This window comes from Chryseobacterium taeanense (assembly GCF_900099685.1).
Taxonomy (GTDB): domain Bacteria; phylum Bacteroidota; class Bacteroidia; order Flavobacteriales; family Weeksellaceae; genus Chryseobacterium; species Chryseobacterium taeanense.
Genome location: NZ_FNDW01000002.1, coordinates 501,694 through 526,729 on the forward strand (window position 1 = coordinate 501,694; position 25,036 = coordinate 526,729).

22 protein-coding genes are annotated in these 25,036 nt (G+C 36.1%); 10 read left to right on the plus strand and 12 right to left on the minus strand.

Annotated features, from left to right (window positions below; genetic code table 11):
* Positions 1 to 68 precede the first annotated feature (68 nt).
* From BLR30_RS05240 to amaB, 7 genes are all read right to left on the minus strand, one after another.
* Positions 69 to 3,215, minus strand: coding sequence for an efflux RND transporter permease subunit (locus tag BLR30_RS05240; protein ID WP_089855797.1), 3,147 nt, complete (start codon positions 3,213 to 3,215; stop codon positions 69 to 71).
* Positions 3,216 to 3,218: 3 nt separating this feature from the next.
* Entirely contained in the window at positions 3,219 to 4,406 is a 1,188-nt protein-coding gene (locus BLR30_RS05245; protein WP_089855799.1) for an efflux RND transporter periplasmic adaptor subunit, read from the minus strand.
* A 1-nt stretch (position 4,407) separates the two neighbouring features.
* Positions 4,408 to 4,863 carry a transcriptional regulator gene (locus BLR30_RS05250; protein WP_089855800.1) on the minus strand — a complete coding sequence of 152 codons (456 nt, stop codon included), beginning with the start codon at positions 4,861 to 4,863 and terminating at the stop codon, positions 4,408 to 4,410.
* A gap of 115 nt (positions 4,864 to 4,978) precedes the next feature.
* Positions 4,979 to 5,491 carry a GNAT family N-acetyltransferase gene (locus BLR30_RS05255; RefSeq protein WP_089855802.1) on the minus strand — a complete coding sequence of 171 codons (513 nt, stop codon included), beginning with the start codon at positions 5,489 to 5,491 and terminating at the stop codon, positions 4,979 to 4,981.
* Between the two features lie 157 nt (positions 5,492 to 5,648).
* On the minus strand, positions 5,649 to 5,879 hold the full coding sequence (locus BLR30_RS05260; protein WP_089855803.1) for a DUF2007 domain-containing protein: 231 nt from the start codon (positions 5,877 to 5,879) through the stop codon (positions 5,649 to 5,651).
* A 61-nt stretch (positions 5,880 to 5,940) separates the two neighbouring features.
* The gene (gene lat, locus BLR30_RS05265) at positions 5,941 to 7,266 is read right to left on the minus strand and encodes an L-lysine 6-transaminase (protein ID WP_089855805.1); all 1,326 of its coding nucleotides are present in this window, start codon (positions 7,264 to 7,266) and stop codon (positions 5,941 to 5,943) included.
* Positions 7,267 to 7,390: 124 nt separating this feature from the next.
* Entirely contained in the window at positions 7,391 to 8,941 is a 1,551-nt protein-coding gene (gene amaB / locus BLR30_RS05270; RefSeq protein ID WP_089855806.1) for an L-piperidine-6-carboxylate dehydrogenase, read from the minus strand.
* Positions 8,942 to 9,077: 136 nt separating this feature from the next.
* Between amaB and BLR30_RS05275 the strand changes: the two genes are divergently transcribed.
* On the plus strand, positions 9,078 to 9,272 hold the full coding sequence (locus tag BLR30_RS05275; RefSeq protein WP_089855808.1) for a hypothetical protein: 195 nt from the start codon (positions 9,078 to 9,080) through the stop codon (positions 9,270 to 9,272).
* A 70-nt stretch (positions 9,273 to 9,342) separates the two neighbouring features.
* On the opposite strand, the gene BLR30_RS05280 is transcribed toward BLR30_RS05275, so the two are convergent.
* From BLR30_RS05280 to ccsA, 3 genes are all read right to left on the minus strand, one after another.
* Positions 9,343 to 9,528, minus strand: a complete 186-nt coding sequence (locus tag BLR30_RS05280; RefSeq protein ID WP_089855810.1) for a type II toxin-antitoxin system antitoxin — start codon at positions 9,526 to 9,528, stop codon at positions 9,343 to 9,345.
* A gap of 118 nt (positions 9,529 to 9,646) precedes the next feature.
* On the minus strand, positions 9,647 to 10,513 hold the full coding sequence (locus BLR30_RS05285; RefSeq protein ID WP_089855812.1) for an SPFH domain-containing protein: 867 nt from the start codon (positions 10,511 to 10,513) through the stop codon (positions 9,647 to 9,649).
* Between the two features lie 193 nt (positions 10,514 to 10,706).
* Positions 10,707 to 13,952: a cytochrome c biogenesis protein CcsA gene (gene ccsA, locus BLR30_RS05290; protein ID WP_089855815.1), complete on the minus strand. Its 3,246-nt coding sequence runs from the start codon at positions 13,950 to 13,952 to the stop codon at positions 10,707 to 10,709.
* A 421-nt stretch (positions 13,953 to 14,373) separates the two neighbouring features.
* Between ccsA and BLR30_RS05295 the strand changes: the two genes are divergently transcribed.
* The 4 genes from BLR30_RS05295 to BLR30_RS05310 all read left to right on the plus strand — a co-directional run bounded on the left by BLR30_RS05295 (position 14,374) and on the right by BLR30_RS05310 (position 19,958).
* Positions 14,374 to 16,893 carry an FtsK/SpoIIIE family DNA translocase gene (locus tag BLR30_RS05295; RefSeq protein WP_089855817.1) on the plus strand — a complete coding sequence of 840 codons (2,520 nt, stop codon included), beginning with the start codon at positions 14,374 to 14,376 and terminating at the stop codon, positions 16,891 to 16,893.
* Between the two features lie 74 nt (positions 16,894 to 16,967).
* The gene (locus tag BLR30_RS05300) at positions 16,968 to 17,615 is read left to right on the plus strand and encodes an outer membrane lipoprotein periplasmic chaperone LolA1 (protein WP_089855818.1); all 648 of its coding nucleotides are present in this window, start codon (positions 16,968 to 16,970) and stop codon (positions 17,613 to 17,615) included.
* Between the two features lie 140 nt (positions 17,616 to 17,755).
* Entirely contained in the window at positions 17,756 to 19,216 is a 1,461-nt protein-coding gene (locus BLR30_RS05305; protein WP_089855820.1) for an LptF/LptG family permease, read from the plus strand.
* 103 nt (positions 19,217 to 19,319) lie between these two features.
* Complete coding sequence (locus tag BLR30_RS05310; protein WP_089855823.1) at positions 19,320 to 19,958, plus strand: hypothetical protein; 639 nt, start codon at positions 19,320 to 19,322, stop codon at positions 19,956 to 19,958.
* 52 nt (positions 19,959 to 20,010) lie between these two features.
* Here the strand turns inward: BLR30_RS05310 and frr are convergent, their stop codons facing one another.
* Positions 20,011 to 20,565, minus strand: a complete 555-nt coding sequence (gene frr, locus BLR30_RS05315) for a ribosome recycling factor (protein WP_089855825.1) — start codon at positions 20,563 to 20,565, stop codon at positions 20,011 to 20,013.
* Between the two features lie 149 nt (positions 20,566 to 20,714).
* Entirely contained in the window at positions 20,715 to 21,422 is a 708-nt protein-coding gene (gene pyrH / locus BLR30_RS05320; protein WP_089855827.1) for a UMP kinase, read from the minus strand.
* A 412-nt stretch (positions 21,423 to 21,834) separates the two neighbouring features.
* On the opposite strand from pyrH, the gene porQ reads away from it, so the two are divergent.
* From porQ to BLR30_RS05345, 5 genes are all read left to right on the plus strand, one after another.
* Entirely contained in the window at positions 21,835 to 22,827 is a 993-nt protein-coding gene (gene porQ, locus BLR30_RS05325) for a type IX secretion system protein PorQ (RefSeq protein WP_089855829.1), read from the plus strand.
* Between the two features lie 174 nt (positions 22,828 to 23,001).
* The gene (gene cmk / locus BLR30_RS05330) at positions 23,002 to 23,676 is read left to right on the plus strand and encodes a (d)CMP kinase (RefSeq protein ID WP_089855831.1); all 675 of its coding nucleotides are present in this window, start codon (positions 23,002 to 23,004) and stop codon (positions 23,674 to 23,676) included.
* 91 nt (positions 23,677 to 23,767) lie between these two features.
* Positions 23,768 to 24,115 (plus strand): YtxH domain-containing protein, encoded by a 348-nt coding sequence (locus tag BLR30_RS05335; RefSeq protein ID WP_042722316.1) that lies wholly within the window; start codon positions 23,768 to 23,770, stop codon positions 24,113 to 24,115.
* A gap of 79 nt (positions 24,116 to 24,194) precedes the next feature.
* Positions 24,195 to 24,503, plus strand: coding sequence for a phage holin family protein (locus tag BLR30_RS05340; RefSeq protein ID WP_089855833.1), 309 nt, complete (start codon positions 24,195 to 24,197; stop codon positions 24,501 to 24,503).
* A 3-nt stretch (positions 24,504 to 24,506) separates the two neighbouring features.
* Positions 24,507 to 25,004: a phosphoribosyl-ATP pyrophosphatase gene (locus tag BLR30_RS05345; protein WP_089855835.1), complete on the plus strand. Its 498-nt coding sequence runs from the start codon at positions 24,507 to 24,509 to the stop codon at positions 25,002 to 25,004.
* The last annotated feature ends 32 nt before the right edge of the window (positions 25,005 to 25,036 follow it).

Genomic DNA, 25,036 nt, shown 5'->3' on the forward strand with positions numbered 1-25,036 from the left:
GAAGTTAGAAATCAGAGGTTAGAAGTTAGATTAAACTTAATATCCAACCTCTAACTTGTCCAATTAATTTATTCTGCTAAATTGATTTCTTCTTTTTTGATAGGTTTCACCTTTTCCTGCAGATATTCAAAAATAACGTACAAGACAGGAATTACAAATAGTCCCAGCACGGTACCTATTAAAAGTCCTATGGCCGCACCTGTTGCAATTGATCTGTTTCCTACAGCACCAATTCCGCTTGCTAAAACCAAAGGCAATAAACCGAAGATAAATGCAAATGATGTCATCAGGATAGGTCTTAATCTTGCTTTTGCCGCATTAATGGCAGACATAACAATTGTCTCTCCGTGATGTCTTCTCTGAACCGCAAACTCGACAATCAAAATGGCATTTTTAGCTAATAAACCTACCAACATAATAAGGGCAATCTGGAAGTAAATATTGTTTTCCAAGCCCATTATTTTCTGTCCGAAATAAGCTCCCATTACCCCAAGAGGGAGAGATATAACTACGATCAGCGGAAGAATATAACTTTCATACTGTGCTGAAAGAATGAAATAAACGAAGATTAAACTTAAAGCAAAGATCAGAATTGTTTGTGATCCGGAGTTTAATTCTTCCCTTGTTAATCCTGTAAACTGAACGTCATAGTTCTGATTTAAAGATTCTTTTGCTACCTGCTGCACTGCCGTAATGGCATCTCCGGAACTATAACCCGCAGAGTTGGCACCGGTAATTTTTACGGAAGTAAATAAGTTATATCTACTTACAGATTGTGGGCCATAGGCTTTCTTCAAAGTCACAAACTGAGAGATCGGAGACATTAATCCTGAGCCTGTTTTTACGTACAATTCGTTCAGATTGTCGATATTCTGTCTGTTTTCAGGAAGTGCCTGAACCATTACCCTGAACTGCTTTCCATATTTGGTAAAGTCAGCTGTATAAATACCACCGATGTAGCCCTGCATTGTTGCCAGGATATCACTTACAGAAACACCTAGCTGTTTTGCCAAAGGTACGTTGATCTGCATCTCATACTGCGGATATTTTGTATTAAATGAAGTCTGCGCAAATTCAATTTCCGGTCTTTGCATCAGTTTACCGATGAATTCGTTGGTTTTATTATCCAGATCGGCATATTCACCACCGGATTTATCCAGCAGAACCATCTCGAAACCTGCACTACTACCGAAACCAGGTACACTCGGCGGCTGGAAAAATACCACTTTAGCATCAGGAACCGCTCCTGTAATACCGAATAGTTTCTTGGTAATATCTTCCGAAGTTTGTCCGTCCTTTTTTCTTTCGTCAAAAGGTTTTAATTTAACAAAAGCAAGACCATTGTTGCTACCGTTTCCGGAAAGGAAACCTCTACCTGTTGAAATGGTAACATTTTGTACGCCTGGAACTTTTAAAGCTTTAGCCTGAAGCGTTTTTAAAGCATTATAGGTTCTTTCCATGGAAGCCCCCGGAGGAAGCTGAACATCTGTAAAGATAATTCCACGGTCTTCTGTTGGTACGAAACCTTTTTTCATTGTGGTACTCGCCCAATATAATATTCCACCGGTAACGGCAAAAATAATTAGAGTCACCCATTTATGTCTTAACAGAAAGACAAAACCTCTTCCGTAACGTTCTGTAGTTGTTCTGAAAGCAATATTGAACTTATAAAAAAACTTCTGAATGAAATTTAAATTTTTATATTCTGTATGATGAGCATCATGAGGTTTTAGGAATAATGAACATAAAACCGGACTTAAAGTCAATGCATTAATCGCTGAAATAATGATCGCCACAATAAGCGTAATTCCAAACTGTTGATAGAAAACTCCTGTTGGACCAGTAATAAAGGTTACCGGAATAAATACAGATGCCATTACCAATGTAATTGAAATAATTGCTCCTGTAATCTCATCCATCGCCTCTACCGTAGCTTTTTTTGCATCGGAAATTCCATGTTCCATCTTGGCATGAACGGCCTCAACGACGACAATGGCATCATCCACCACAATACCGATGGCCAAAACCAATGCGAATAAAGTTAATAAGTTTAGTGAATATCCGAACAAATTCAGGAAGAAAAATGCTCCCACAATAGAAACCGGAACGGCAATAGCCGGAATAAGTGTCGACCTGAAATCCTGAAGGAAAATATATACGACAATGAATACCAGGATAAATGCTTCAATCAATGTATGTACTACTTTATCAATCGAGGCTTCAAGGAATTCATTGGTATCGAAGTTAAAGGTATATTTAACCCCCTCCGGAAAACTTCCTTCTGCTGATTTCAGATACGTTTTAATATTTTTAATAATTTCCTGTGCATTTGATCCCGGTGTCTGGAAAATACCCATACTGATCGAAGGATTGTTTCCATTCTCACCTATTCCTGTATAAGACTGGCCTGCCAGTTCAACTTTTGCAACATCTTTCAGCATCAGATTTTGTCCGTCACCAAGAGATTTAATAATGATATTATCGTATTGAGATTTATCGTTAAATTTACCAACATATTTAATGATATACTCGAAAGAGCTTCCGCTGTTTTGCCCGATAGAGCCGGCAGCAGCTTCTCTACTCTGCTCATTGATCGCATTGGTAACGTCAGTTGGAGTTATTCCGTAGGCAGCCATTTTTGCAGGATCCAGCCATACTCTCATAGAATAATTTTTGCCCCCGAAAACATTGGCATCACCTACTCCGTTAATTCTTTTTAAGTTCGGAATAATATTGATATTCAAAAAGTTCTGAAGATACACATCATCCAAATCTTTATTCTCAGAATAGAATGACATATACATCAAAGCACTGGTCTGCTGTTTCTGCGTAACAACCCCAGAACGCGTTACTTCGCTCGGTAACAATGGTGTTGCTCTTGTTACACGGTTCTGCACGTTTACTGCAGCAATATCAGGATTTATACCCTGCTTAAAAAATATCTGAATACTAGCTGAACCGTCATTTCCTGCACTGGATGTGATATAATCCATACCCTCCACTCCATTGATCTGTTCTTCCAAAGGTACTACAACACTTTTCATAACAGTTTCTGCGTTGGCTCCTGTATAATTTGCCGAAACACTTACTGTAGGAGGAGCAATATCGGGATACTGCGTCACCGGCAGCGCGATCAGTCCTAACACCCCGAGAATCACAATCAAAATTGAGATTACCGTGGATAAAACCGGTCTGTTTATAAAATTTTTAATCATTTTTTAGAATTTCGGTTTTATAGATTGAACGAGACTATCCATTTTTACAGGTTGTCTTTTAACGGCAGTTCCGGGTTTTAATCCTCCGATACCTGCTGCGATTACAGTTTCACCTTTATTAACTCCGGATTTAATTAAAGCCATATTGTCGATTCTGTCGATCACATTGATGACAACATTTCTTGCCGTATCGCTTTTGTCGACTTTATATACATAAACAATCCCCTGTTGTTCGTAGGTTGCACTTTCCGGAACGACCAATACATTGTCATAACGTTGAGGGAATCTTATCGTTCCGCTGTTACCATTGCTTAGAAGTTTCTGCGCATTAGTAAAAGCTACTCTGAATTGTATAGTCCCCGTTGTAGGATCAATTTGTCCTGTGATCGCTTCTATTCTTCCTTTTTCAGGATAAATGCTTCCGTTTGCAAGTTGCAGTTCTACCATCGGCAGATTTCTAATTTTTTCTGGCATGGTAGCTCCTGGAGATTTTTCAAGGAAATCGAAATATTCTTTTTCGTTCATTGAAAAGTATGCGTAGATCTCGGAAGTATCTGAAATTGTAGTCAGAGGAGTCTGATCTGAAGGCCCGACAAGACTTCCCACTTTCAAAGGGAGCTTACCGATCACACCAGAAATAGGTGCACGGATAATGGAATACTGAATGTTTGCTTCTACGCCTTTGTAATTGGCGACAGCCTGGCTTTTAGCTGCCTGAGCCTGTTTCAACTGAGCCTGAGCCTGGGCTAAATTGGCCTGAGCGGTCTGGAGCTGAACATTACTGATGATATTTTTCTGAACAAGAGGTTTTAGTTTATTTACTTCTACATTTGCAGCATTTACAGCAGCCTGTGCAGCAGCGATATTAGACTCAGCAGCACCGATGCCAGCTTTGGAAGCAGCGGCATTTTCGTTCAGAATATTGGTTTCAAGGCGGAACAAAGGCTGTCCTTTGGTTACATATTGTCCTTCATCTACCAAAACCTGTGTGATATATCCCTGAATTTTAGCACGTACATCGTTGTTTACCTTCCCCTGAACGGTTGCCGGAAACATCTGATAACCTACTATATTTTTCGCTTCCACATTTACGACAGGATATGGTTTAGGGCCATCCTGCTTAGGAGCTTCTTTTTTGCAGGCCACCAAAGAAAGGGCTGCAACAGAAAGTATAATCAGCTTGTTATTCATTTTATAGTTTATTAAGAGATTCCTGAATATTAATTATATTTTTATTTAAAAGCGCTTTGTAAGCTTCTATTTTTTCATTGTAAGCATCATCATTATTTTTCTTGAAATTATCGAGATCATCCAATAATTTAAGTTCGTCTTTCATTTTCTGTACTATTTTTTCAAATCTGATTTTCTTGTAACCGTCATTGATAAAAAAATATCTTTTCCGTTCATCCATTTTATTGTGATCTACAATGAGTTCGGCATTCAGTAAAAGTGAAATACTTGTTGATACAGAACTTTTGCTTGCAGACAGCACTTCCACGAATTCGTCAAAAGTTATACCCACCTTTTCATAATCAAATAAAAGATACGCATATATTTTTGATGCTAAAGGGGGTAAATTGAAAATTACACCGTAGAATTTTACGGCATCCTGAAAAATTTTTTCGTCAATTTCTATACTCTTATGCATTGTATAAAATTTTGACAAAAATAAAAATTAGTTCTGAACTAAACGAACAAACATAATAGAGTTTATAAATCTATTGCTTTAAAAACAATCAATGAGAATAGATTTAACTTTTGGGCTAAATTATAATCTTCTCGAAGGCTTTTCTCATTCCACCGGCAAGAAAGACTTCTCCGCAATAAGTATAGCTTTTACTTTCAAGAATTTTAAGCATAGCAATATTGTCAAAATTTGTATCTACTTTTACACTCCGGATTCCATGAGATCGGGTAAAATCTTCGATGTGGTCAAACAGTTTTTTTACCATTCCCTGTCCGGCAAACTTTTCATCAACAGCAACTCTGTGTACAACAACGAATTCTCCATTACTGAGCCATGCGCCATCAATATTATCATAAGCAGGTTCGTCATTTAAAATTAATGCAGCATATACGGCAATTTCTCCATTTACAGTCATTACATATCCGAAACCATTTTCAATATCTTTTTCTACAGTATTGAGATTGGGATATCCTTCCTGCCATTGCATACTTCCGTCTTTCCGTCTTCTTTCTATGGCCTGTTGCAAGATATTCCAGATTATATCTCTGTCTTCCGTTTCTGCCTTTCTCATTTTGATTTCTGAATCCATTGCTACAACTATTTTATTTAGAATAAAGAATTATTAAGAATATAAATTAAATATAATCTTGTAATATTTTTAAAGTTCATTCACTAAAAAAACCGAAAATTAATTAAAGTTAATTTTCGGTTCGAAGTAGTAAAATTTAAAATTATGAAATTGTTTTTTATTGATTTTCACTTTGCTGGAGATAAGCATCAATTACTTCAAATGCTTTTTTCTCATCTTCCAGTTTCACCATTACTTTCAGCGATGTTGCCGTAGGCGTAGTGGTAAAAGTAAGGTAATTGTTTTCTACTGAATTTTTAATTTGTGCATCATCCAGTTTCGACTTAATAAGCTGAATTTCTGCAGGTTTGTCACTTTCAAAAACTGATACTCTTGTACTTCTTTCCATGTTCTGTTACGTTTGAGTATCTAAATTTATGACATTTTTTTGAAAATTACAAATCCGCAATTTAAATTTTATGAATGTTATTCTCTATTTTGTCCAATGCAATCTGAATTTCTTCTTTCGTAACATTCAGATGTGGTCTGAAACGTAAAGACAGATCACCGCAGGATAAAATTATCATTCCGTCCTTCCAAAGCTCATCTCTCATAGCATTTCTTTGTTCAGGAGTCGGAAGATCGATAGCACACATTAGTCCTCTTCCTCTTGCGTTGGTTAATTTTTCAGGATATTTTTCCGAAAGCTTTTTAAGACCTTCAAGTAAGTATTCTCCGACAATTTTTGCATTCTCTACAAGATTTTCTTTTTCGATAACTTCCATTACCAGCTGAAAACGTAGCATATCGATAAAGTTACCTCCGAAGGTAGAATTGATTCTTGAGCTTTCATGGAAAACATTATCAGGAATTTCATCAAACTTTTCTTTATTGGCTAAAATTCCGCAAACCTGTGTTTTTTTACCGAAAGAAATGATATCCGGTTTTGCTGTAAAATGCTGGAAAGCCCACATTTTTCCGGTGATTCCGATTCCGGTCTGCACTTCATCAAAAATAAGAAGGATTTCATTCTGATCACATATTTTTCTTAATCCTAATAAAAATTCATCTCTGAAATGATTGTCGCCACCTTCTGCCTGAATCGGCTCAATGATGATACATGCAACCTTGTCAGGATTCATCAGAATGGCTTCTTCGATATTTAATAAAGCTAATCTTTCATTTTTGATGGTTTCTTCCAGATTTTCCTCAGTGATCGGGAATGTAAGTTTAGGGTTAAGGATTCTCGGCCATTCGAACATCGGGAAATACTGATATTTTCTGGGATCAGAAGTATTGGTAAGGCTTAAAGTATATCCGCTTCTTCCGTGAAAAGCCTGTCTGAAATGGATACATATTCCGGCTTCTACATCCAGGCCTTTTTCAAAATTCTTGCGGGTTTTCCAGTCGAAGCATGCTTTCATGGCGTTTTCAACAGCTAATGTTCCTCCTTCGATGAAAAAAGCGTATTGCAGCTCTTCAGGAATTACTACTCTTTCAAAAACTTCGATAAAATGCGCATATTCTTCAGAGTAGACATCTGCCAGAGTTGGTTTGTTAACTGCCATTTTTCCCAGCCAGTCCGATTTTTCAACCAGATAAGGATGATTATAACCGATGGATGCTGAGGCAAACATGGAGAACATATCCAGATATTCTTTGTTTGTAAGCTTGTCGTAAAGCCATGATCCGTGCGATTTTTCAATATCCATCACGAAGTCGAATCCGTCTGCTAAAACATGCTTTCCTATTGTTTCTTTTACTTTGTTTACTTGTATATCAATTGTTTGTTCCATTTTAATTAATCTTAGGGTTGATTAATAATAAAAATTTTAATAATGCAGAAACAAAGAGATTATTATGTTAAAAAAATTGACAATTTTTAATTTTTAAAAATCTCTGAATTTCGTAATGTTTTGTTTAAAGGTCAAACTTAATTCCTTGTGCTAAAGGAAGGTTTGTTGTATAATTTATCGTATTCGTTTGTCTTCTCATATAGTATTTCCAAACGTCTGAACCAGATTCTCTTCCGCCGCCGGTTTCTTTTTCACCACCGAATGCACCACCGATTTCGGCTCCTGAAGTTCCGATATTTACATTGGCAATACCACAGTCTGATCCTGCATGAGAAAGGAATAATTCCGCTTCTCTTAAATTTTGGGTCATGATAGCTGACGATAAACCTTGAGGAACATCATTTTGAATGGCGATGGCTTCTTCTAAAGTTTTGTATTTGATTAGGTATAAAATCGGAGCAAAAGTTTCATGCTGTACGATTTCGTAAGAATTCTTCACCTCTGCGATGCATGGCTTCACATAACATCCGGATTCATAGCCTTTTCCTTTCAGCACTTCACCTTCCACGATGAATTTTGCCCCTTCTTTTTTACCTTTTTTAATCGCTTCCTGATACATATTTACAGCATCTGTGTCAATAAGCGGCCCAACGTGATTATTTTCGTCTAAAGGATTTCCGATTTTCAGTTGTCCATATGCTTTTACCAAACGGTTTTTCACTTCGTCATAAACACTTTCATGAATGATAAGCCTTCTCGTGGAAGTACATCTCTGTCCCGCTGTTCCTACAGCACCGAAAACGGCACCGATAATAGACATATCGATGTCTGCATCTTTTGAGATGATAATTGCGTTATTTCCTCCCAACTCAAGAATCGATTTTCCGAATCGTTGGGCAACATTGGTAGAAACCATTCTTCCTACTCTTGTAGAGCCTGTGAATGAAACCAATGCAACTCTTTTGTCATCTACCAGTTTTTGTCCGATTTCATGATCCGCAACCAAAACACTTGAAATTCCTTCAGAAAGATTGTTTTCCTTTAAAACTTCATTCATAATATTTTGACAGGCAATTGCGCAAAGTGGTGTTTTTTCTGATGGCTTCCAGATGGTAACGTTTCCACAGATCCATGCCAGAGCGGTGTTCCATGCCCATACGGCTACCGGAAAATTGAACGCGGTAATAATCCCCACAATTCCCAGCGGATGATATTGTTCGTACATTCTATGACCCGGTCTTTCCGAATGCATGGTGTAGCCATGAAGTTGTCTTGAAACGCCTACAGCAAAGTCACAGATATCGATCATTTCCTGAACTTCACCCAATCCTTCCTGCAGCGATTTTCCCATTTCATAAGAAACAAGCTTTCCCAGATCATCCTTATATTGTCTTAATTTTTGGCCAAGCTGCCGTACAATTTCCCCTCTTTTGGGAGCGGGAATGAGTCTGAATTCCTTAAAAGCTTTTTCTGCAGCCTCAAGAACTTTGTTGTAATCCGACTCTCCGGAAGTTTTTACTTTAGCAATAAGGTTTCCGTCGACCGGAGAATAACTTTCTATCGTTTTCCCTGTTGCAAAGTATTTTCCGCCTGTTGAAGTTCCCTTATTTTCATCCTTAATTCCTAGATTTTTGAGTGTTTTTTCAATCCCAAAATCCTTTACTTTTTTAGACATAAAAAATTTACTTTTCGTTTTCCCTAAAGTTAAAAATATTAAGCGAACTGCAAAATTTAATTTTTTTTAACGACTTTTTATTTGGACTAATTATAAACATACTTATCTTTGTATAGTAATCTTTTGAATTTCAGAAATGGAAACTAATAAGTCGATAAAACCTGACGACGAAAAGAAAAACTCTAAATGGAAGAGTCTTGTTAAAAAGTTTGGGATAGGCGGAATTATATTTTTTACCGTTAAAGGAATTATTACTTCCACGCTTATTTATTTTCTCGGAAAGAATTTCTGGACGGTAATCAGCAACTATTTTAGTACGATATTTGATTAATATAATTGAAAAATGAAAGCAGAGAATTCTCTGCTTTTTCATTTTATTAAGGTTAATAACATTGGATTTATTATTTCTTTTTTCTTCCGGAATCGACCAGACTCTGATGCAGCAAATACTCAATCTGCCCGTTTACACTTCTGAACTCATCATTTGCCCATTTTTCCAGAAGCTTGTATGTAGGCTCATCTATCCTTAAAACAAAAGATTTTTTGCCTTTATTTTCGGAAGAAGTCTGAGTTTTTTCTGATTTCATTATTTTTGTTTCTAATGCTTTTTTGTCGCACTGTCACTCTGAATAGAACGAAGTAAATGAATCTCTTCTTCATCAAATGACAAACTTTGCGAAAATTTTAATTATTAATTATTCACTACTAATTATACAAAGTTCCTGCATTTAAGATAGGAGTTGCGGCTTTTTCACCACACAGTACTACCATTAAATTGCTTACCATCGCAGCTTTCCTTTCGTCGTCAAGCTCAACAATATTTTCTTCGGAAAGCTTTTTCAAAGCTAAATCTACCATTCCTACAGCGCCTTCCACAATTTTGGTTCTTGCTGCCACAATTGCTGTTGCCTGCTGTCTCTGAAGCATTGCTCCCGCTATTTCTGAAGCATAGGCAAGATGCGAGATTCTTGCTTCCTGAATAACAATGCCAGCTTTTGAAAGCCGTTCTGTAAGTTCCTGCTCAAGGATAGCATTGATTTTGTCTCCGCCTTCCCTTAGTGTAATCGGCGCATGATCGTCTTCCAGATTGTCATAAGGAAAACTCATTGCCAGATGTCGAACTGCAGCTTCACTCTGCATTCTTACAAAATCCATATAACGTTCAACATCAAAAGCTGCTTTATATGTGTCTCCGACTTTCCATACGATAACCACGGCAATTTCAATCGGGTTTCCCATCTTGTCATTTACCTTTAATGTTTGGCCCTGAAGATTTTCTGAACGAAGACTTATTTTCTGTGATGAATACAGCGGATTGATAAAGAACAAGCCGTTTTCTTTTACCGTTCCGACATATTTTCCAAAGAAATTCAGTACTCTTGAATGATTGGGCTGAATAATCATTAATCCTTTTAAAAAAAAGCATGAGGTAATAAATACCAGGAATGCAAGAATCACGAAGGTAACACTGTATTCAACGCCTGTAATAAAAAGATAAGCCGAAGCAATGAACAATATCAGACAGATTACCAACATAAGGTATCCTGAAATTGGTTTTAAGATTTTTTCCATGATATAGATTTTTTTATTTGATATTATTTTGATATCATAAAGATATGTAAAAATTTTTATTGTCTAATGTTTTTTTAAGTTTCAGATTAAAAAAAAATTAAACCTTAATTTTAAATGAAAACCCTAATGGCTAAGATTTAACAAAAAAATCCCGAAAATTGCTTTCCGGGATTCTGTTTTATAAATTAAAAAATTATTTTTTAGTCAGAGTTTTAAATTTAACATAAGATGCAATGGCTAGTGCCAGCATGGTTCCAAGTCCGATGTACACCCAAGCCGGAACAGGAACTGGATCCCCTGCTGCGTAAGAGTGAAGTCCGCTCAGGTAATAATTTACTCCGAAATACGTCATTACCATCGAACAGAATGCGAACATGGTTGCAACATGGAAAGCCCATCTGCTTCTTAGCCCCGGAACTAATCTCATGTGAAGTACAAACGCATATATCATAATGGAAATGAAAGCCCATGTTTCTTTCGGATCCCAGCTCCAGTATCTACCCCATGATTCATTAGCCCAGATTCCACCTAAAAAGTTACCGACTGTAAGGGCGAATAAACCAATTGTAAGAGACATTTCAGAAACAATTGCAAGTTCCTTTAAAGTCGTATCGTGATGAATTTTATAAGTACTCTTATTTGAAATAATGTAGAATACTAAACTGATTACTGCAATAATCATGGATAATGCAAAGAAACCGTAACTTGATGTAATAATCGCTACGTGTACGATCAGCCAGTACGATTTCAACACAGGAACAAGCGGCGTGATCTGCGGATCAAGTGCTGATCCTCCGTGCGCAAATCCCATCATGATAACCGCTACCATAAATCCGGCTGCCGGAATCAGTGCATTTGAATTTCTGTACAGTAATAAACCTGCTGTAATTCCTACCCATGAAATAAAAATAATTGCTTCATAACCGTTACTCCAAGGTGCGTGGCCTGAAATATACCATCTGGCAATCAATCCTAAGAAATGGAAAACATATCCTACAATTCCTATAACAATGATTACTTTAATCGATTTATTTAAAACTTTATTAGATTTAAATAATTCAACAAAGCCTAAAATCAATAACAAACCTCCAATTATAGTATAGAAAATCAATAATTTGAAATTGATATTTACTTTATTCATGAAAACCTCAAGATCAACTTTAGATTTTGCAGGAACTACAGCTTTTCCCCATTTCTGCTGATAATCTGAAAGTTTTTTCAACTGTGCATCTGCTTTTGACCAGTTTCCTGATTGCTGAGCCTGCAAAACTTCCGCGAAATATGGTCCCATCACCTCCTGAGATTCTACATCAGGTTCCATTTTCTGATCCAGCCAAGAATGCCATGTATGATTCGGATCATTCTTCACGGGAACTATTCTCATAAACTGACCGCTGAAAAACTCGTTGAAAATCTGAACTCTTTCGTTTACTGCGATAACTTCTTTGTCATAATTTGTCTGATCAGCCGGTTTTTTACGGAAGGCAGTATTATAATCGCTTTCAAGAATATATCTTAAATTTCCGTTGGCATCCGCCGGGAAAAGATTCATCAGAGAAGTGTATCCTTCATCGTCTGCCTTTGTTTTATTTTTCAGTTCGTCTCCACCTTTTGTTCCCACTTTAATCATCGGAACCATCGTCCAGCTTGGAGTATCGATATTCACTGATAAAAACCATTGGTTTGCCGTTAAAGATTTTCCGTCTGTCCCTTTAAACTCGTCTTTTTTATACAGTTTTCTTAAAATATCAAGAGCTTCTGTATTGATAGGAACAATTCTACCTTCAAAATTCTGAACTAAAAGATATCCGAATTTATCAGCATGTTCTGCACTGATTTTATTTCTTGCAATAATTTCATCTGCTGAAACCACTTTCATTTTTGTGAATGGCTGCGCTCCTTGTGGTTTAACAGTTTCCGAAGCCTGAGCGTGGTTGTGATTTTCACCTTCTACATGAATATGCTCTCTGCTTCCGTCAGAAGTTCCGTGTGTTTCTATTTTCTGTGCATTCAGACCGAAACTTAATAACAATAAAAGTACGGTCACCACTCTTTTTTTATTGGCATCTTTCAGCATTTTATTCAGTTTCCAGAAATGTGTTCCTTTCCAGAAGAACATAAAGAACATTCCGCCGAACAGAAAAGTATAGCCTATATAAGAAATCAGTGTTCCCCAGAAATCGTGGTTTACGGAAAGTACCGTTCCCATTCTGTCAGGATCAAAACTTGACTGGAAAAATCGGTAACCTTTATGATTCAAAACGTGGTTCATATAGATTTTAAAAGGAGTCTGTTTTCCTTCATCAATAATTTTAATATGACTTTCGTAAGCACTCGGAGATGAACTTCCCGGATAGGTTTCCATCACGAAATCATCTAATTTAAGCGAGAAAGGTGTATTGTAAATTTTGGGTCCGAAACCGATCATAATATTCAGTCCGTCCATCGTTACCTGTTTGTATGCATTCGGATTTCCTTTTTCTACTGAAAGATCTACGAGCTGTTTTGTTTTTGGTCCCTGAATTTCTACCGTCAGCATATCGGGAACATTCTGATCTTTCTTTCTGTCACCTTCAATTGCCATTAATTTTCCTTTTTTAAGACCTTCAGGAACAACCAGTTTTAGCTCATTAATTGAATATAAGCTTCTTAAAGCCAAAGGCTGGAATTCATCTTTTTTTGTATTTCCCGTAGCCTGAGTTGCCATGGTCATATAACTTGCATCAACAGGCGTTTTGATGAATAACTTACCGTTTTCATTTTTAAACTCCACCGCGCCTTCGATAGGTCTGTTAAAAGTTACCAGAGTTCCGTTAATTGACTTGGTTTCACCCGGCTTGATGAAAATATTCTGTCTTCCGGTTTGTCCGGTGGATACCAGATGAAGGTATTCTGCACCATTCGGATCAGCAAGAAGACTGTCTTTTTTTCGCTGAACATATTCTTTTGCAATTACTTTCACTTCTTTTCCGTGAAAATCATACGTTGCCTGCAGATCTTTATGTAAAGGTGACATTAGATAAGGGATATCCTGATAATTTAAAACATCGCCTTTTTCTTCAATCTGAATTTTAAGGAAATTTTTGTCCGTTACGATTTCATTGGAAGTTTCCCCTTCCCGGATGTGCATTATTCCTTCAAAACTGATGTAACGTGTAATAGCCCCTCCGATGAATATCAATACAAATGCAAGGTGAAAAACCAAAATCGGCCATTTTTCTCTTTTCCACAGTCTGTATCTTCCGATATTTCCTATAAAATTGAGGATAAGCATAAGCATGATAAGCTCAAACCACCACGCTTCATAGATTAATGCTTTTGCTGTTGGAGTTCCGTAGTCGTTTTCTAGGAACGTTGCATATGCCATCGCAAATGCGTACACCAGCAGCAACACAGCCATTGTTCTGGTCGAGATAAGAATATCCTGGATCTTCTTCATGATAATAATATATACTTGATAGGCAAAAATAAGGATGATAAACAACAAAGCCGTTAAAAAAAACTGTTTTTTGTCACTTTAAGACACAGAATCGTTATTTTGAAAGATTCTTAATAATAATTTTTTCATTGATAAAAACCAAGCAATTCACAGATTACTTTTTAAAATTGATGATGATTAATACAATTACAATATTTTAAAGCAATTTTACGGCAATTACGCTCTAAAAACTGATATTCTATATTGTTTTATTGTAATAGAAGGTTGGTTAAAAAATTAAATCACATTTATTATTTTTAAATATTTTAGTAACAGAAAACAGTGAATCGATTAATAATTCTTCAAGCAAAAGAAATAAATTTTCTTTTCGTTAAACCGTCTCTTTTAATGTCGAAAAACATTAAATTTGCCACAACATATTATGGATAAAAACACACAAAAAAAGCAACAGGAATCGCCTGAAAAAGGCAAATTTTTATCGAAGCCGCGGGTATTTTTCGGGCTTACCTTCATACTTTTTTCCGTAGTTCTTACCTTTTCATTCGTTTCGTACCTGATGAATTGGAAGGCAGATCAGAGCCAGGCAGGAACGATGCTGGATAAAAGCATAAAATCTTCGAATCTTTTCGGTAAACTCGGCGACTGGCTCGGGAATCTTTTTATTTTCGAAAGCATTGGTGTAGCCTCATTTATCATTGCATTTTTGTTTTTAGTTTTCGGAACAGTCATTCTTAAAAAGAAAATGTTTAAGCCCTGGAAAACTGTTGGACATTCATTGTTTTTCATCTGCTGGCTGCCTATTTTTTTCGGTGCAGTTACCAAAGGACAAGGCGTTCTCAGCGGAGTGTATGGATATCAGATTATGGATTCCCTCAACGCCATCATCGGTACAATCGGGCTTTGGCTTGTTTTGGTAGCAAGTATTTCTTTATATTTTATTTTAGAATTTAATCTTCGTCCAAGTTCTATCAAGTCAAAATTGAATGACATTAATGAAAATACGATTGGAAAAGTAAAATCTATGTTTCCTAATTCCGATGAAAACTTTGAAGCGGATGACGAACTTATTGAAGAAGCTGAAAATACAAAAATTAATCCTTCTAAGATTACGGTAACGGAAATTGTAAACCCTAAGTCAAATCGGGAAACGGTCGACACCCCTCTTTCTACGGATGTGGAAACAATTGTAACACCGAACAAAACTTCTTTTGAAGAAGATAAAAATGATTTTTCACAACCCTTGCATCTGAATCTTAATACGAAGCCTTCGGTTCCTGTTTCAAGTCCGGAGCAGGCTTTTGATGTTAAATCCACAACTTCTACAGCAGTTACGACAGACGATGATATTAAATTTAAAGTAGAAGTTGCTCCAGTAATTGATATTCTGGATGATTCTGACAGAAAATCCCAGGAATTGGTAGAAAAGCACGGTCTTTATGACCATAAGCTTGATCTTGCCAATTTTCAGATGCCACCTGTTGATCTTCTGACAGATTACGGAAACGAGGAAATTTCTATTAATAAGGAAGAATTAGAAGAAAATAAAAATAAAATTGTCGGACTCCTGAAAAACTTTAACGTAGGAATTGCAGAAATTAAAGCGACCATCGGCCCGACAGTAACATTATATGAAATTGTTCCTGAAGCGGGAATTCGTGTTGCGGCCATTAAAAAACTTCAAGACGACATTGCACTGAACCTCTCCGCATTGGGAATCCGTATTATTGCTCCGATGCCTGGTAAAGGAACCATCGGTATTGAAGTTCCGAGGAAAAATCCTACGATGGTATCCATGCGTTCTGTGATTGCCTCCCAAAAATTCCAAAATACGGATATGGATCTTCCTGTGGTTTTCGGGAAAACGATATCCAATGAAATTTTCATGGCCGACCTTTCAAAAATGCCGCATTTGCTGATGGCAGGAGCAACAGGTCAGGGGAAATCGGTGGGAATTAATGCGATTTTAACGTCGCTGCTTTATAAAAAACATCCGAGCGAATTGAAATTCGTAATGGTAGATCCTAAAAAGGTGGAGCTTTCTTTATATTCAAAAATAGAAAGACATTACCTTGCAAAACTTCCGGATGCTGAAGAAGCGATTATTACTGATACGAATAAGGTAATCAATACCCTTAATTCTCTTTGTATTGAAATGGATACAAGATATGATCTTCTTAAGAATGCATTTTGTAAAAATTTAAAAGAATATAATAAAAAATTCACTGAAAGAAAACTTAATCCTGAAAACGGGCACCGCTACTTACCTTACATTGTTTTGGTGGTGGATGAGTTTGCGGATCTTATCATGACCGCAGGAAAAGAAGTTGAATTACCAATTGCAAGACTTGCGCAGCTGGCCAGAGCCGTGGGAATTCACCTGATTGTTGCCACACAAAGACCGTCTGTAAATGTTATCACGGGGATGATTAAAGCAAATTTCCCTGCGAGAGCAGCATTCAGAGTGATTTCCAGTGTAGATTCAAGAACAATTCTCGATTCTCCAGGTGCAGATCAGCTGATCGGTAAAGGAGATATGCTTTATTTTAACGGAAATGAAATATTAAGGCTTCAGTGTGCGTTTGTAGATACCCCTGAAGTTGAAAGACTGGCTGAATATATCGGTGAGCAGAAAGGTTATGCTTCGGCATTTATCCTTCCTGAATATACTTCTGAAGATTCTTCAGGAAGTGTTGCTGCTTTTGACCCTAATGAAAAAGATGCTTTGTTTGAAGAAGCAGCGAGAATTATCGTTTCCACACAACAGGGTTCTACATCTATGCTGCAGAGACAGTTGAAATTAGGATACAACCGAGCGGGAAGAATTATGGATCAGCTGGAAGCAAGTGGAATCGTAGGCGGATTTAACGGAGCGAAGGCAAGGGAGGTTCTGATTAGTGATCTTCATTCTTTGGAACAATTTTTGGAAGATTTGCGCAGCTAAAAGAACAAACGGGTATTTCAGTTTAACTTTTAGTGTTTGAAAATGTCTAAAGATTATAAAGATTTAAATAAAAAATGAAAAATATTGTTTCAAAAATTATAGTAGGGAGCCTGGTTGTTGGTGCCGCAGGGTTCACCAACGCACAGAAAATTGATGCAAAGGCTAAAAAAATATTAGATGATGTTACCGCAAACTATAATGCAAAAAAGAATTCATATTTTAAATTCTCTTTCGGAACAGGAACCAATGGACAGGTTTCAAAAACGGAACCCGGAATTTATTACTCTGCAGGAGATAAGTACAAATTGAAGATCATGGAAACCGAACAGATTTTTGACGGAAATAAGATCTACAACATCAACACTGAGGATATGGAAGTAACAGTGGCCAAACCAAACGGAAGCGGTTCTATGTTCTCCCCTATCAATTATCTTTCGACCTACAGAAATGATTATAATGTTACTTATAACGGTAAGAAAAAAATAAATGGTGTAAATACCGATTTTATTAAGCTTACTCCCGTGAAAGCAAACGGAATACAATATGTATATCTTTTTGTGGACTCTACAAAAAAGCAGATGGTAAAACTTGAGCAACATGGCACAAACAAGGATGTTGCAGTAATTGCTATTAAAGATTATAAAGAAAATCAGAATCTTGATCCCGGAATGTTTGTATTTGATAAGAATAAATTTAAAAATTATCTTATTACCGAACTTTAAAAACAAATTGTAAATTAGATAAGACTATAAGTTTTTTAAAGTTTATGGTTAATAATTTAACAATTTTAAATATGATAAAAATTTCATAAAATATGAAAGCTGCAAAGGAAACTTTGTGGCTTTTTCATTAATTTTGGCGAATGTTAAAAATACTAGACCGATATATCATAAAAACTTTCTTCGGACCGTTTTTCTTTATATTCAGCGTGCTGTTTTTCATATTTATTGTGAATATCATCTGGGTTCAGCTGGGACAATTTATAGGAAAAGGGCTCAGCAGCTTTCAAATCCTGAAATTGCTTTTTTATCTCGGGGTAAGCGTTATCAGTATGGTATTGCCACTTACCATTCTTCTTGCGAGCATTATGTCTTTCGGCGAATTTGGAGAACGGTATGAGCTAGCTGCCATGAAAGCCGCGGGAATCTCACTGACAAGAGTCATGGTTCCTTTGCTTGGTGTGACGACCGTCCTGTCGATCATGCTTTATTTTTTCTCCAACAATATTATCCCGGATTTCCAGCGGAAAGCGAAAAATATGCTTTTCAATATTGCCCAGACAAAACCCGCACTCAACTTTACGCCGGGACAATTCATTGACCAGATTCCGGGTTATATGGTGAAGTTTGATAAAATATCCGGGGAAAACGGGGAAAATATCGAAGGGGTCTTTATCCATAAAAAAGCAACAAATTATGAAAATCAGCGATCTATCGTAGCAGAAAAAGGAAAATTTGTTCCAGCTGCCAATAATAATTACTTAAAGCTTGTCCTTTTTAACGGATATATTTATGAAGATAATTTTGCTGGGAAAGCTGAAAATGTACGTCAGAAACAACCGGATCAGGCAATAAAATTTGATTCCCTGACATCGCATTTTGATGTGAGTGAAATTATTAATAAGGCGATTGAAGAGGAAAAAATAACGGATGACTATCGTTTTCAAACATTCAATCAGTTAAATAATACAATTGACAAAACAAAAAAGGACAATGATAAATTCTTTACAAATATCAATAATGATGTTCTGAACCAGACAAATTCCATTATAACATATATGGATGCCAAGCAAAATAAGCAAAAAGCCAAGCCTAAACAAATTATAAAACTTGACACCGTAAAAGGTGACAAAAAGCTTGATATCATCAATAATGCCTACAGCAGACTGGATAATCTTAAAAGTACGCTGGAATCTAAGAATAATGAAATCGATCCCGGTGTGAAATATTACAGTAAAGTAGTAATTTACCAGCAGAGAATCGTTACCTATTCTTTCACCTGTATTATTTTCTTTCTTATCGGAGCAAGTCTTGGTTCTATTATCAGAAAAGGCGGAATGGGACTTCCTGTGATTATTGCAATTGTCATTTTCATTATATTTTATGTCATCAATGTAGGAATTGAAAACATGGCATGGTCGGGAAAAATAAATCCTTATCTCGCCGCATGGGTTCCTAATCTTGTTCTTTTCCCTTTCGGAATCTGGATGACATACAAGGCGCTTACAGACTCTCAGCTGTTTGATGTAGAAAAATATAAGGTATTCTTTAAACCGCTCACCAAATTGTTCATTAAAAAAGAGGAACATAAAAGATATCAGTAATTTAATTTTAAATATTACTTAAAAAGGTTCGGAATTTTCCGGATCTTTTTACTATAACAGCATATTTTTTGTATATATTGGCACAACCAAAACATTGAACAGTATGAAAATTACAATTCTTAGTATGTGCTTGCTACTTATTGTCTCCTGCAAAAAAGAAAAAACAGAAACGTCACATAGTAATTCTTCAAGAGATAGTTTACTACTAAAAAATGATTCTTTAAAGGTTCAGAATGACTCTGTAAAAACGATTGCTTACATCAAAAAAGAATATGGAAATATCAATAATCTACTGACTTCAAAAAAGCTTGATTCAACAACATTTTCTTATAATTGTAATGAAAGAGAAGGTGAAGTAACGCTTTATTATCAGAATAATAAACTTAAAATGGTGAAGGATTTCTACGCCGAACACAGTCATTTTTCATCTGCAACAAAGTATTTTGTAAAAGACGATCAGGTATTTTTTATTTTTAACGAAGAAACCGTCTGGAATTTTGCTGACGGAGGAACGCCCGAAAAACCCGAAACGAAAGACGATATTAAAGAAAAAAGAATTTATATTTTAGATTATAAAGTGGCGCAGTGTTTTGAGAAAAATTATTCTATCCTTTCCAAAGGGAATAATCAGGATCCCAAAAGTATTGCTAATAAAGAAACAAAATGTGACATTTCGGAATTGATGAAAAAATACGATCTGATTCTGAAAAATAAAGATAAAAAAGACGTTAACTGCCTGTAAACAACAAAAGCGGCCTAAAAGCCGCTTTATTATTTTTTTTAAAATCTGAAAATTATACTTTCATAATTTCAGCTTCTTTTACTTTCAGATGCTCATCACAAATTTTCACATATTTATCGGTAAGAACCTGAATATCTGCTTCAATACCTTTAATTACGTCTTCAGATACACCCTCAAGTCTTTTAAGTTCTTTTAGGCCGCTCTGTCTGGCATTTCTTACCACGACTTTCGTATCTTCGGTTTCTGATTTGGCCTGCTTTGCCAGCTCTCTTCTTCTTTCCTCCGTTAATGGCGGAACGTTAAGAATAATATTGATTCCATTGTTGGAAGGCGCAAACCCCAAATTAGAGTTGATAATCGCTTTTTCAATATCGTTAATCGCTTTAGAATCCCAAGGTTGAATAGAAATCGTCATCGCATCCGGAATAGAAACATTCGCAACCTGGTTAATCGGTGTCAGGGCTCCGTAGTATTCTACCATTACATCCTGAACCATATTAGTGGACGCACGCCCCGCTCTGATTCTCTGAAATGCATGATCCAGGTGCTTAACAGCTGCTTCCATATCGTGTTGTACAGATTCTACTATAAGATCTAATTCTTCCATTATATAATAAAAATTTGATAAGTTACACATTTTTATAAGCGATAAGTAATGGGTAATGAGTAATATTTTTTAATGCTTAAATCTTTAAATAAATTAAATTTTTAAATAATCCCCGACCTAAGCCCTAACATCTATTACCTGCAACCTAATTACAAATCAACTAAAGTACCTACATTTTCTCCGTCTACAATTTTTTCAAGATTTCCGTCTTTGTTCATATCAAAAACAATGATCGGCAATTTATTTTCGTGGCTTAAAGTAAATGCCGTCATATCCATCACTTTAAGATTTTTAGCATAAACTTCGTCGAAAGATAATGAATTATATTTTACCGCATTTACATTTTTCTCAGGATCGCTGTCATAGATTCCATCTACCCTTGTACCTTTTAAGATTACATCAGCTCCAATTTCAATAGCTCTTAATGTTGCCGCAGTATCTGTGGTGAAATAAGGATTGCCTGTTCCTGCTCCGAAGATCACTACTCTGCCCTTTTCAAGATGTCTTACTGCTCTTCTTTTGATGAAAGGCTCTGCTACTTTATCCATCTCTATGGCCGACTGAAGTCTTGTCTTAATTCCTGCATCTTCCAGAGCACCCTGCAAAGCCATACCGTTGATTACCGTTGCGAGCATTCCCATATAATCTCCCTGCACTCTGTCCATTCCTTTTGCGGCTCCTGCTACCCCACGGAAAATATTTCCTCCTCCAATAACAATAGCTACCTCACAGCCCTTGTCTACTACTTTTTTGATCTCAGCTGCGTATTCCTGAAGCCTGTCATTGTCAATACCATATTGTCTGTTTCCCATTAAGGCCTCACCGCTAAGTTTCAGAAGGATTCTTTTATATTTCATCTTTATTTTTAAATAACTTTATTTATTGGTTGGTCAGAAATTTGACTTTGCAAATATAATCATTAATAAGGTTGATTTTTAATTCTGGATTAAATTTTTAAATCTTGCGCGGTAAGCTGTTTTTTTAGGGGGAAAATTTAATTACATCGAAAACGGTATCTGTTTTTATGAAGTCTTTCCCGCTTGCAACTTCTGCTGAGCCTGTCGAAATATTATACCTCTTCGGATACGGGCTAGGATTAATTACATTTATTCAATGCTTGTAAGTATTCTACGAAATGAATTCAAAGAATAACTAAATAACAGAAACCTTTTACTATTTTCAAAAAACTTAAAATTTACCAGTAAATAGTGCGATAAATATTTTGACAAGTACGAAAAAGGATTATTTTTGCATTAATAATAAACTGAATTGAAGAAAATTATCATTTTTTCATTATTTCTGTCAGGAATTGTTTCTTATGCACAAACAGGAACAAACGTTTATCCGTTTCTGAATATTCCTGTATCTGCAAGACAGGCTGCGTTGGGCGGTGATGCTATTTCTGTAAGAGATCATGATGTTTCCTTTGCAATTGCAAACCCTTCTTTGCTGAACAAAGATTCCGACAACCAGCTTTCTGTAAATGCTACGGCATATCTTGCAGACTCAAAATACGGAACAATAGCTTATGCCAGAGATTTTGACAACGGTCATATGGCAACCATCAATGCACGCTATATGAGCTATGGAGATATCCCAAGAACCGATGAAAGCGGTTTTGAAAACGGCACCTTTAAAGCGTCCGATGTTGCTATAGGAGCAGGATATGCTTATCAGTTTGAAGAAGACTGGACGATCGGTGGCGGACTGAATTTTATCACTTCCAAGATTGACAGCTATACCTCTTCTGCTATTTCGGGAAATGCCGGGATTACCTATCATAATAAAAAGAATAAAGAAACGGCCTCTTTAGTATTCAGAAACTTCGGGTATCAGTTTAAATCTTTCAACGGAACAAGAGAGAACCTTCCTTTCAGAGTAGATTTAGGATATACGAGAATTTTAAAGACTATTCCGTTAGCGATTACCATTACGGCGCACGATCTCCAGGAATTTGACATTTCTTCTCAGTACAATGTCAATGGCCAAGAAGTCAATGCAGGACGAAAAATCGCAGACCATTTCTCTCTTGGTGCAGAGCTTTTTCCTGAAAAAGGATTCAATATCAGGCTGGGATATAATGTAAAGCGAGGTAATGAACTTGCGGTCGCAGATCAGAGGAATTTTTCAGGGCTTTCTGCCGGTTTCGGAATTAAATTATCGAGATTCCGTATCGATTATGCCCATGTAAGATATCATAATTCTTCCAATGTCAATCAGATCGGTGTTTCTATAGACCTTACCAGCCACGCCGGATATTAGTTTAACCAATAAAAAATTTTAGATTTTTTAATCACCGTAAACAGTGTATTTTATGCAACAAAATAAAATCGTAAGATTTTAAATCTAAACAAGTTAATTTAAAATAAAACCAGCAACCCTAAGAAATGTCTTAGGGTTGCTTGATTTTTAAGAAAAATTCTTGAAATTTGCAGTATGAAAAAACCTGTAATTGCGATTGATGGGTACTCGTCTACCGGAAAAAGTTCTATATCAAAAATCATTGCCGAAAAGCTGGGGCTTATCCATCTTGATACAGGTGCGCTTTACAGAGGAGTTACCTGGTTTGCGCTTCAAAACTGCCTGAATGAAGAAGGATCTATCGATACACACAAGTTGTTTTCTTCTTTTGATCAAATTGATCTTGAATTTAAGAATGACAATGGAGAACTCGTACTTTTCCTTAATCATATCGATATATCGAAAGCAATCAGGACAAATGAAGTGTCAGAAAATGTAAGTTTTGTCGCAAAACAGAAAGAAGTAAGAGATTTCCTCTTACAGTCGCAACGCTCTTTGGCAGAAAAAGGAGGCATTATTATGGACGGACGTGACATCGGGACAGTAGTTCTGCCACATGCGGACTATAAATTTTTCATGACGGCAAGTATCGAAGAAAGAACAAAAAGACGTTACGAAGAGCTTATCAGTCTGGGAATTGATGCAGATGAACAACAGGTAAAAGAAAACCTTCTTATCCGTGATAAGATTGATAGTGAACGGGAAATAGCTCCTTTAAAGCAGGCAGATGATGCCATTGTTATTGACAACACTAACCTTTCCAAAGAAGGGACAATAGAAAGTATTCTGTCACATATCAAAAAATTTTAACATTTTAATAGATCTGCCGCTGCTTTGGTATATTAATTGTACATTTCTGTGCAAGTAAACTAGTATTATTAACTAATTAAAAAAAACGAAAATGTCTAAGAAAAACAATACAGCGGGTATTTTAGCAGGACTTCTTGCTGGTGCTGCAGCGGGTGTAATTTTGGGAATGCTTTATGCTCCGGAAGAAGGTAAGGAAACCAGAAAAAAAATTAAAGATAAAGCTAATGATCTTAAAGATCAGGCTAAAAGCAAATACGGAGAAGTTTCTGAAAAAGTAAAAGATCAGTACGGAAATATTTCTTCTACTTTCAAAGAAACAGCAAATAACGTTGCTCACACAGTGAAAGACGGATATGACAAATATAAAGATCAGATTGTTTCAAAAACTGCAGACGTAGTAAAAAATGTAGAATCTGAATTGAATGATCTAAAATCATAAATAATTTATTTTCCAGATAAATTATAAGAAGGAACTTTATGAACGAAAGTTCCTTTTTTTGTAACTTTAAACAAAAACAATGATTGAAACTATTAAAGAATACGCATCAAAAAGAATTGACCTTCTGAAAATTGAAGCGACGGAAAAATCGTCTCTTTCGGCAGGAATTATCACATACCTTGTCTTAATGCTGGTGGCCTTTGGTTTTTTCATTATCCTGTTCAATTTTGGGATCGCATTTCTTATTGGGAAGGCATTAGGAAATAGTTCGTATGGGTTTCTGATTGTAGCGGCATTTTATCTTGTCGTAATGATTATGATTATGATATTTAAAAAGAAACTCGTAAATTATGTGGCAGATCAGGTTATTAAATTTTTAAATCATTAAACTATGGGCAGAAAGTATGAAAGCTTAGAAGAATTAAGAAGAAAGAAAAAGCTGTTGAAGCAGGAAATAGACGGACTTGAAGATCTTCTGACATTCAAAAATACCAAGGAAAGTTTGAGTGCGTTCACCAATGGTTTAACCGATCAGTATCTGCAGGAGAAAATAGATGAAGATGGTGATGAAAAAGTGGTATTGAGAAAAGATGTAATTGCTAAACAGATCACTTCAGAAATAAAAGATGTCTTCATCAATAAAAATACAGCAATGGGGATTGCGGGTTCAGCCTTCAAAGGAGATGCCGTTGATACTTTAATTAAACTCGGAGTAACTGCCATTGTAGGTAATTATGCAAGGAAAAGCCTTAAAAGCTCAAACTGGAAAAGAAAAGTAGCAGGAGTCGCTTTAATTTATCTTGCTCCAATTGCCTTAAGGTTTGTAAGAAAGAAACTAGAAAATTACCAGAAAAATCAAAGTGTTTCAAGCATGGAACAACTTATTTGAAGTTTTAAAGTTGGAGAGTTATAGTGTTTTAG

What these genes read in the sequence shown, in the direction of transcription:
- BLR30_RS05310 (WP_089855823.1), top strand. Translation starts at nt 19,320, where the DNA reads ATGAAAATTACAATTCTTAGTATGTGCTTGCTACTTATTGTCTCCTGC.
- lat (WP_089855805.1), bottom strand. Translation starts at nt 7,266, where the DNA reads ATGGAACAAACAATTGATATACAAGTAAACAAAGTAAAAGAAACAATA.
- amaB (WP_089855806.1), bottom strand. Translation starts at nt 8,941, where the DNA reads ATGTCTAAAAAAGTAAAGGATTTTGGGATTGAAAAAACACTCAAAAAT.
- BLR30_RS05245 (WP_089855799.1), bottom strand. Translation starts at nt 4,406, where the DNA reads ATGAATAACAAGCTGATTATACTTTCTGTTGCAGCCCTTTCTTTGGTG.
- pyrH (WP_089855827.1), bottom strand. Translation starts at nt 21,422, where the DNA reads ATGAAATATAAAAGAATCCTTCTGAAACTTAGCGGTGAGGCCTTAATG.
- BLR30_RS05345 (WP_089855835.1), top strand. Translation starts at nt 24,507, where the DNA reads ATGGGCAGAAAGTATGAAAGCTTAGAAGAATTAAGAAGAAAGAAAAAG.
- frr (WP_089855825.1), bottom strand. Translation starts at nt 20,565, where the DNA reads ATGGAAGAATTAGATCTTATAGTAGAATCTGTACAACACGATATGGAA.
- ccsA (WP_089855815.1), bottom strand. Translation starts at nt 13,952, where the DNA reads ATGAAGAAGATCCAGGATATTCTTATCTCGACCAGAACAATGGCTGTG.
- BLR30_RS05340 (WP_089855833.1), top strand. Translation starts at nt 24,195, where the DNA reads ATGATTGAAACTATTAAAGAATACGCATCAAAAAGAATTGACCTTCTG.
- BLR30_RS05250 (WP_089855800.1), bottom strand. Translation starts at nt 4,863, where the DNA reads ATGCATAAGAGTATAGAAATTGACGAAAAAATTTTTCAGGATGCCGTA.
- BLR30_RS05255 (WP_089855802.1), bottom strand. Translation starts at nt 5,491, where the DNA reads ATGGATTCAGAAATCAAAATGAGAAAGGCAGAAACGGAAGACAGAGAT.
- BLR30_RS05285 (WP_089855812.1), bottom strand. Translation starts at nt 10,513, where the DNA reads ATGGAAAAAATCTTAAAACCAATTTCAGGATACCTTATGTTGGTAATC.
- BLR30_RS05240 (WP_089855797.1), bottom strand. Translation starts at nt 3,215, where the DNA reads ATGATTAAAAATTTTATAAACAGACCGGTTTTATCCACGGTAATCTCA.
- BLR30_RS05300 (WP_089855818.1), top strand. Translation starts at nt 16,968, where the DNA reads ATGAAAAATATTGTTTCAAAAATTATAGTAGGGAGCCTGGTTGTTGGT.
- BLR30_RS05275 (WP_089855808.1), top strand. Translation starts at nt 9,078, where the DNA reads ATGGAAACTAATAAGTCGATAAAACCTGACGACGAAAAGAAAAACTCT.
- BLR30_RS05260 (WP_089855803.1), bottom strand. Translation starts at nt 5,879, where the DNA reads ATGGAAAGAAGTACAAGAGTATCAGTTTTTGAAAGTGACAAACCTGCA.
- BLR30_RS05305 (WP_089855820.1), top strand. Translation starts at nt 17,756, where the DNA reads ATGTTAAAAATACTAGACCGATATATCATAAAAACTTTCTTCGGACCG.
- BLR30_RS05295 (WP_089855817.1), top strand. Translation starts at nt 14,374, where the DNA reads ATGGATAAAAACACACAAAAAAAGCAACAGGAATCGCCTGAAAAAGGC.
- BLR30_RS05335 (WP_042722316.1), top strand. Translation starts at nt 23,768, where the DNA reads ATGTCTAAGAAAAACAATACAGCGGGTATTTTAGCAGGACTTCTTGCT.
- BLR30_RS05280 (WP_089855810.1), bottom strand. Translation starts at nt 9,528, where the DNA reads ATGAAATCAGAAAAAACTCAGACTTCTTCCGAAAATAAAGGCAAAAAA.
- cmk (WP_089855831.1), top strand. Translation starts at nt 23,002, where the DNA reads ATGAAAAAACCTGTAATTGCGATTGATGGGTACTCGTCTACCGGAAAA.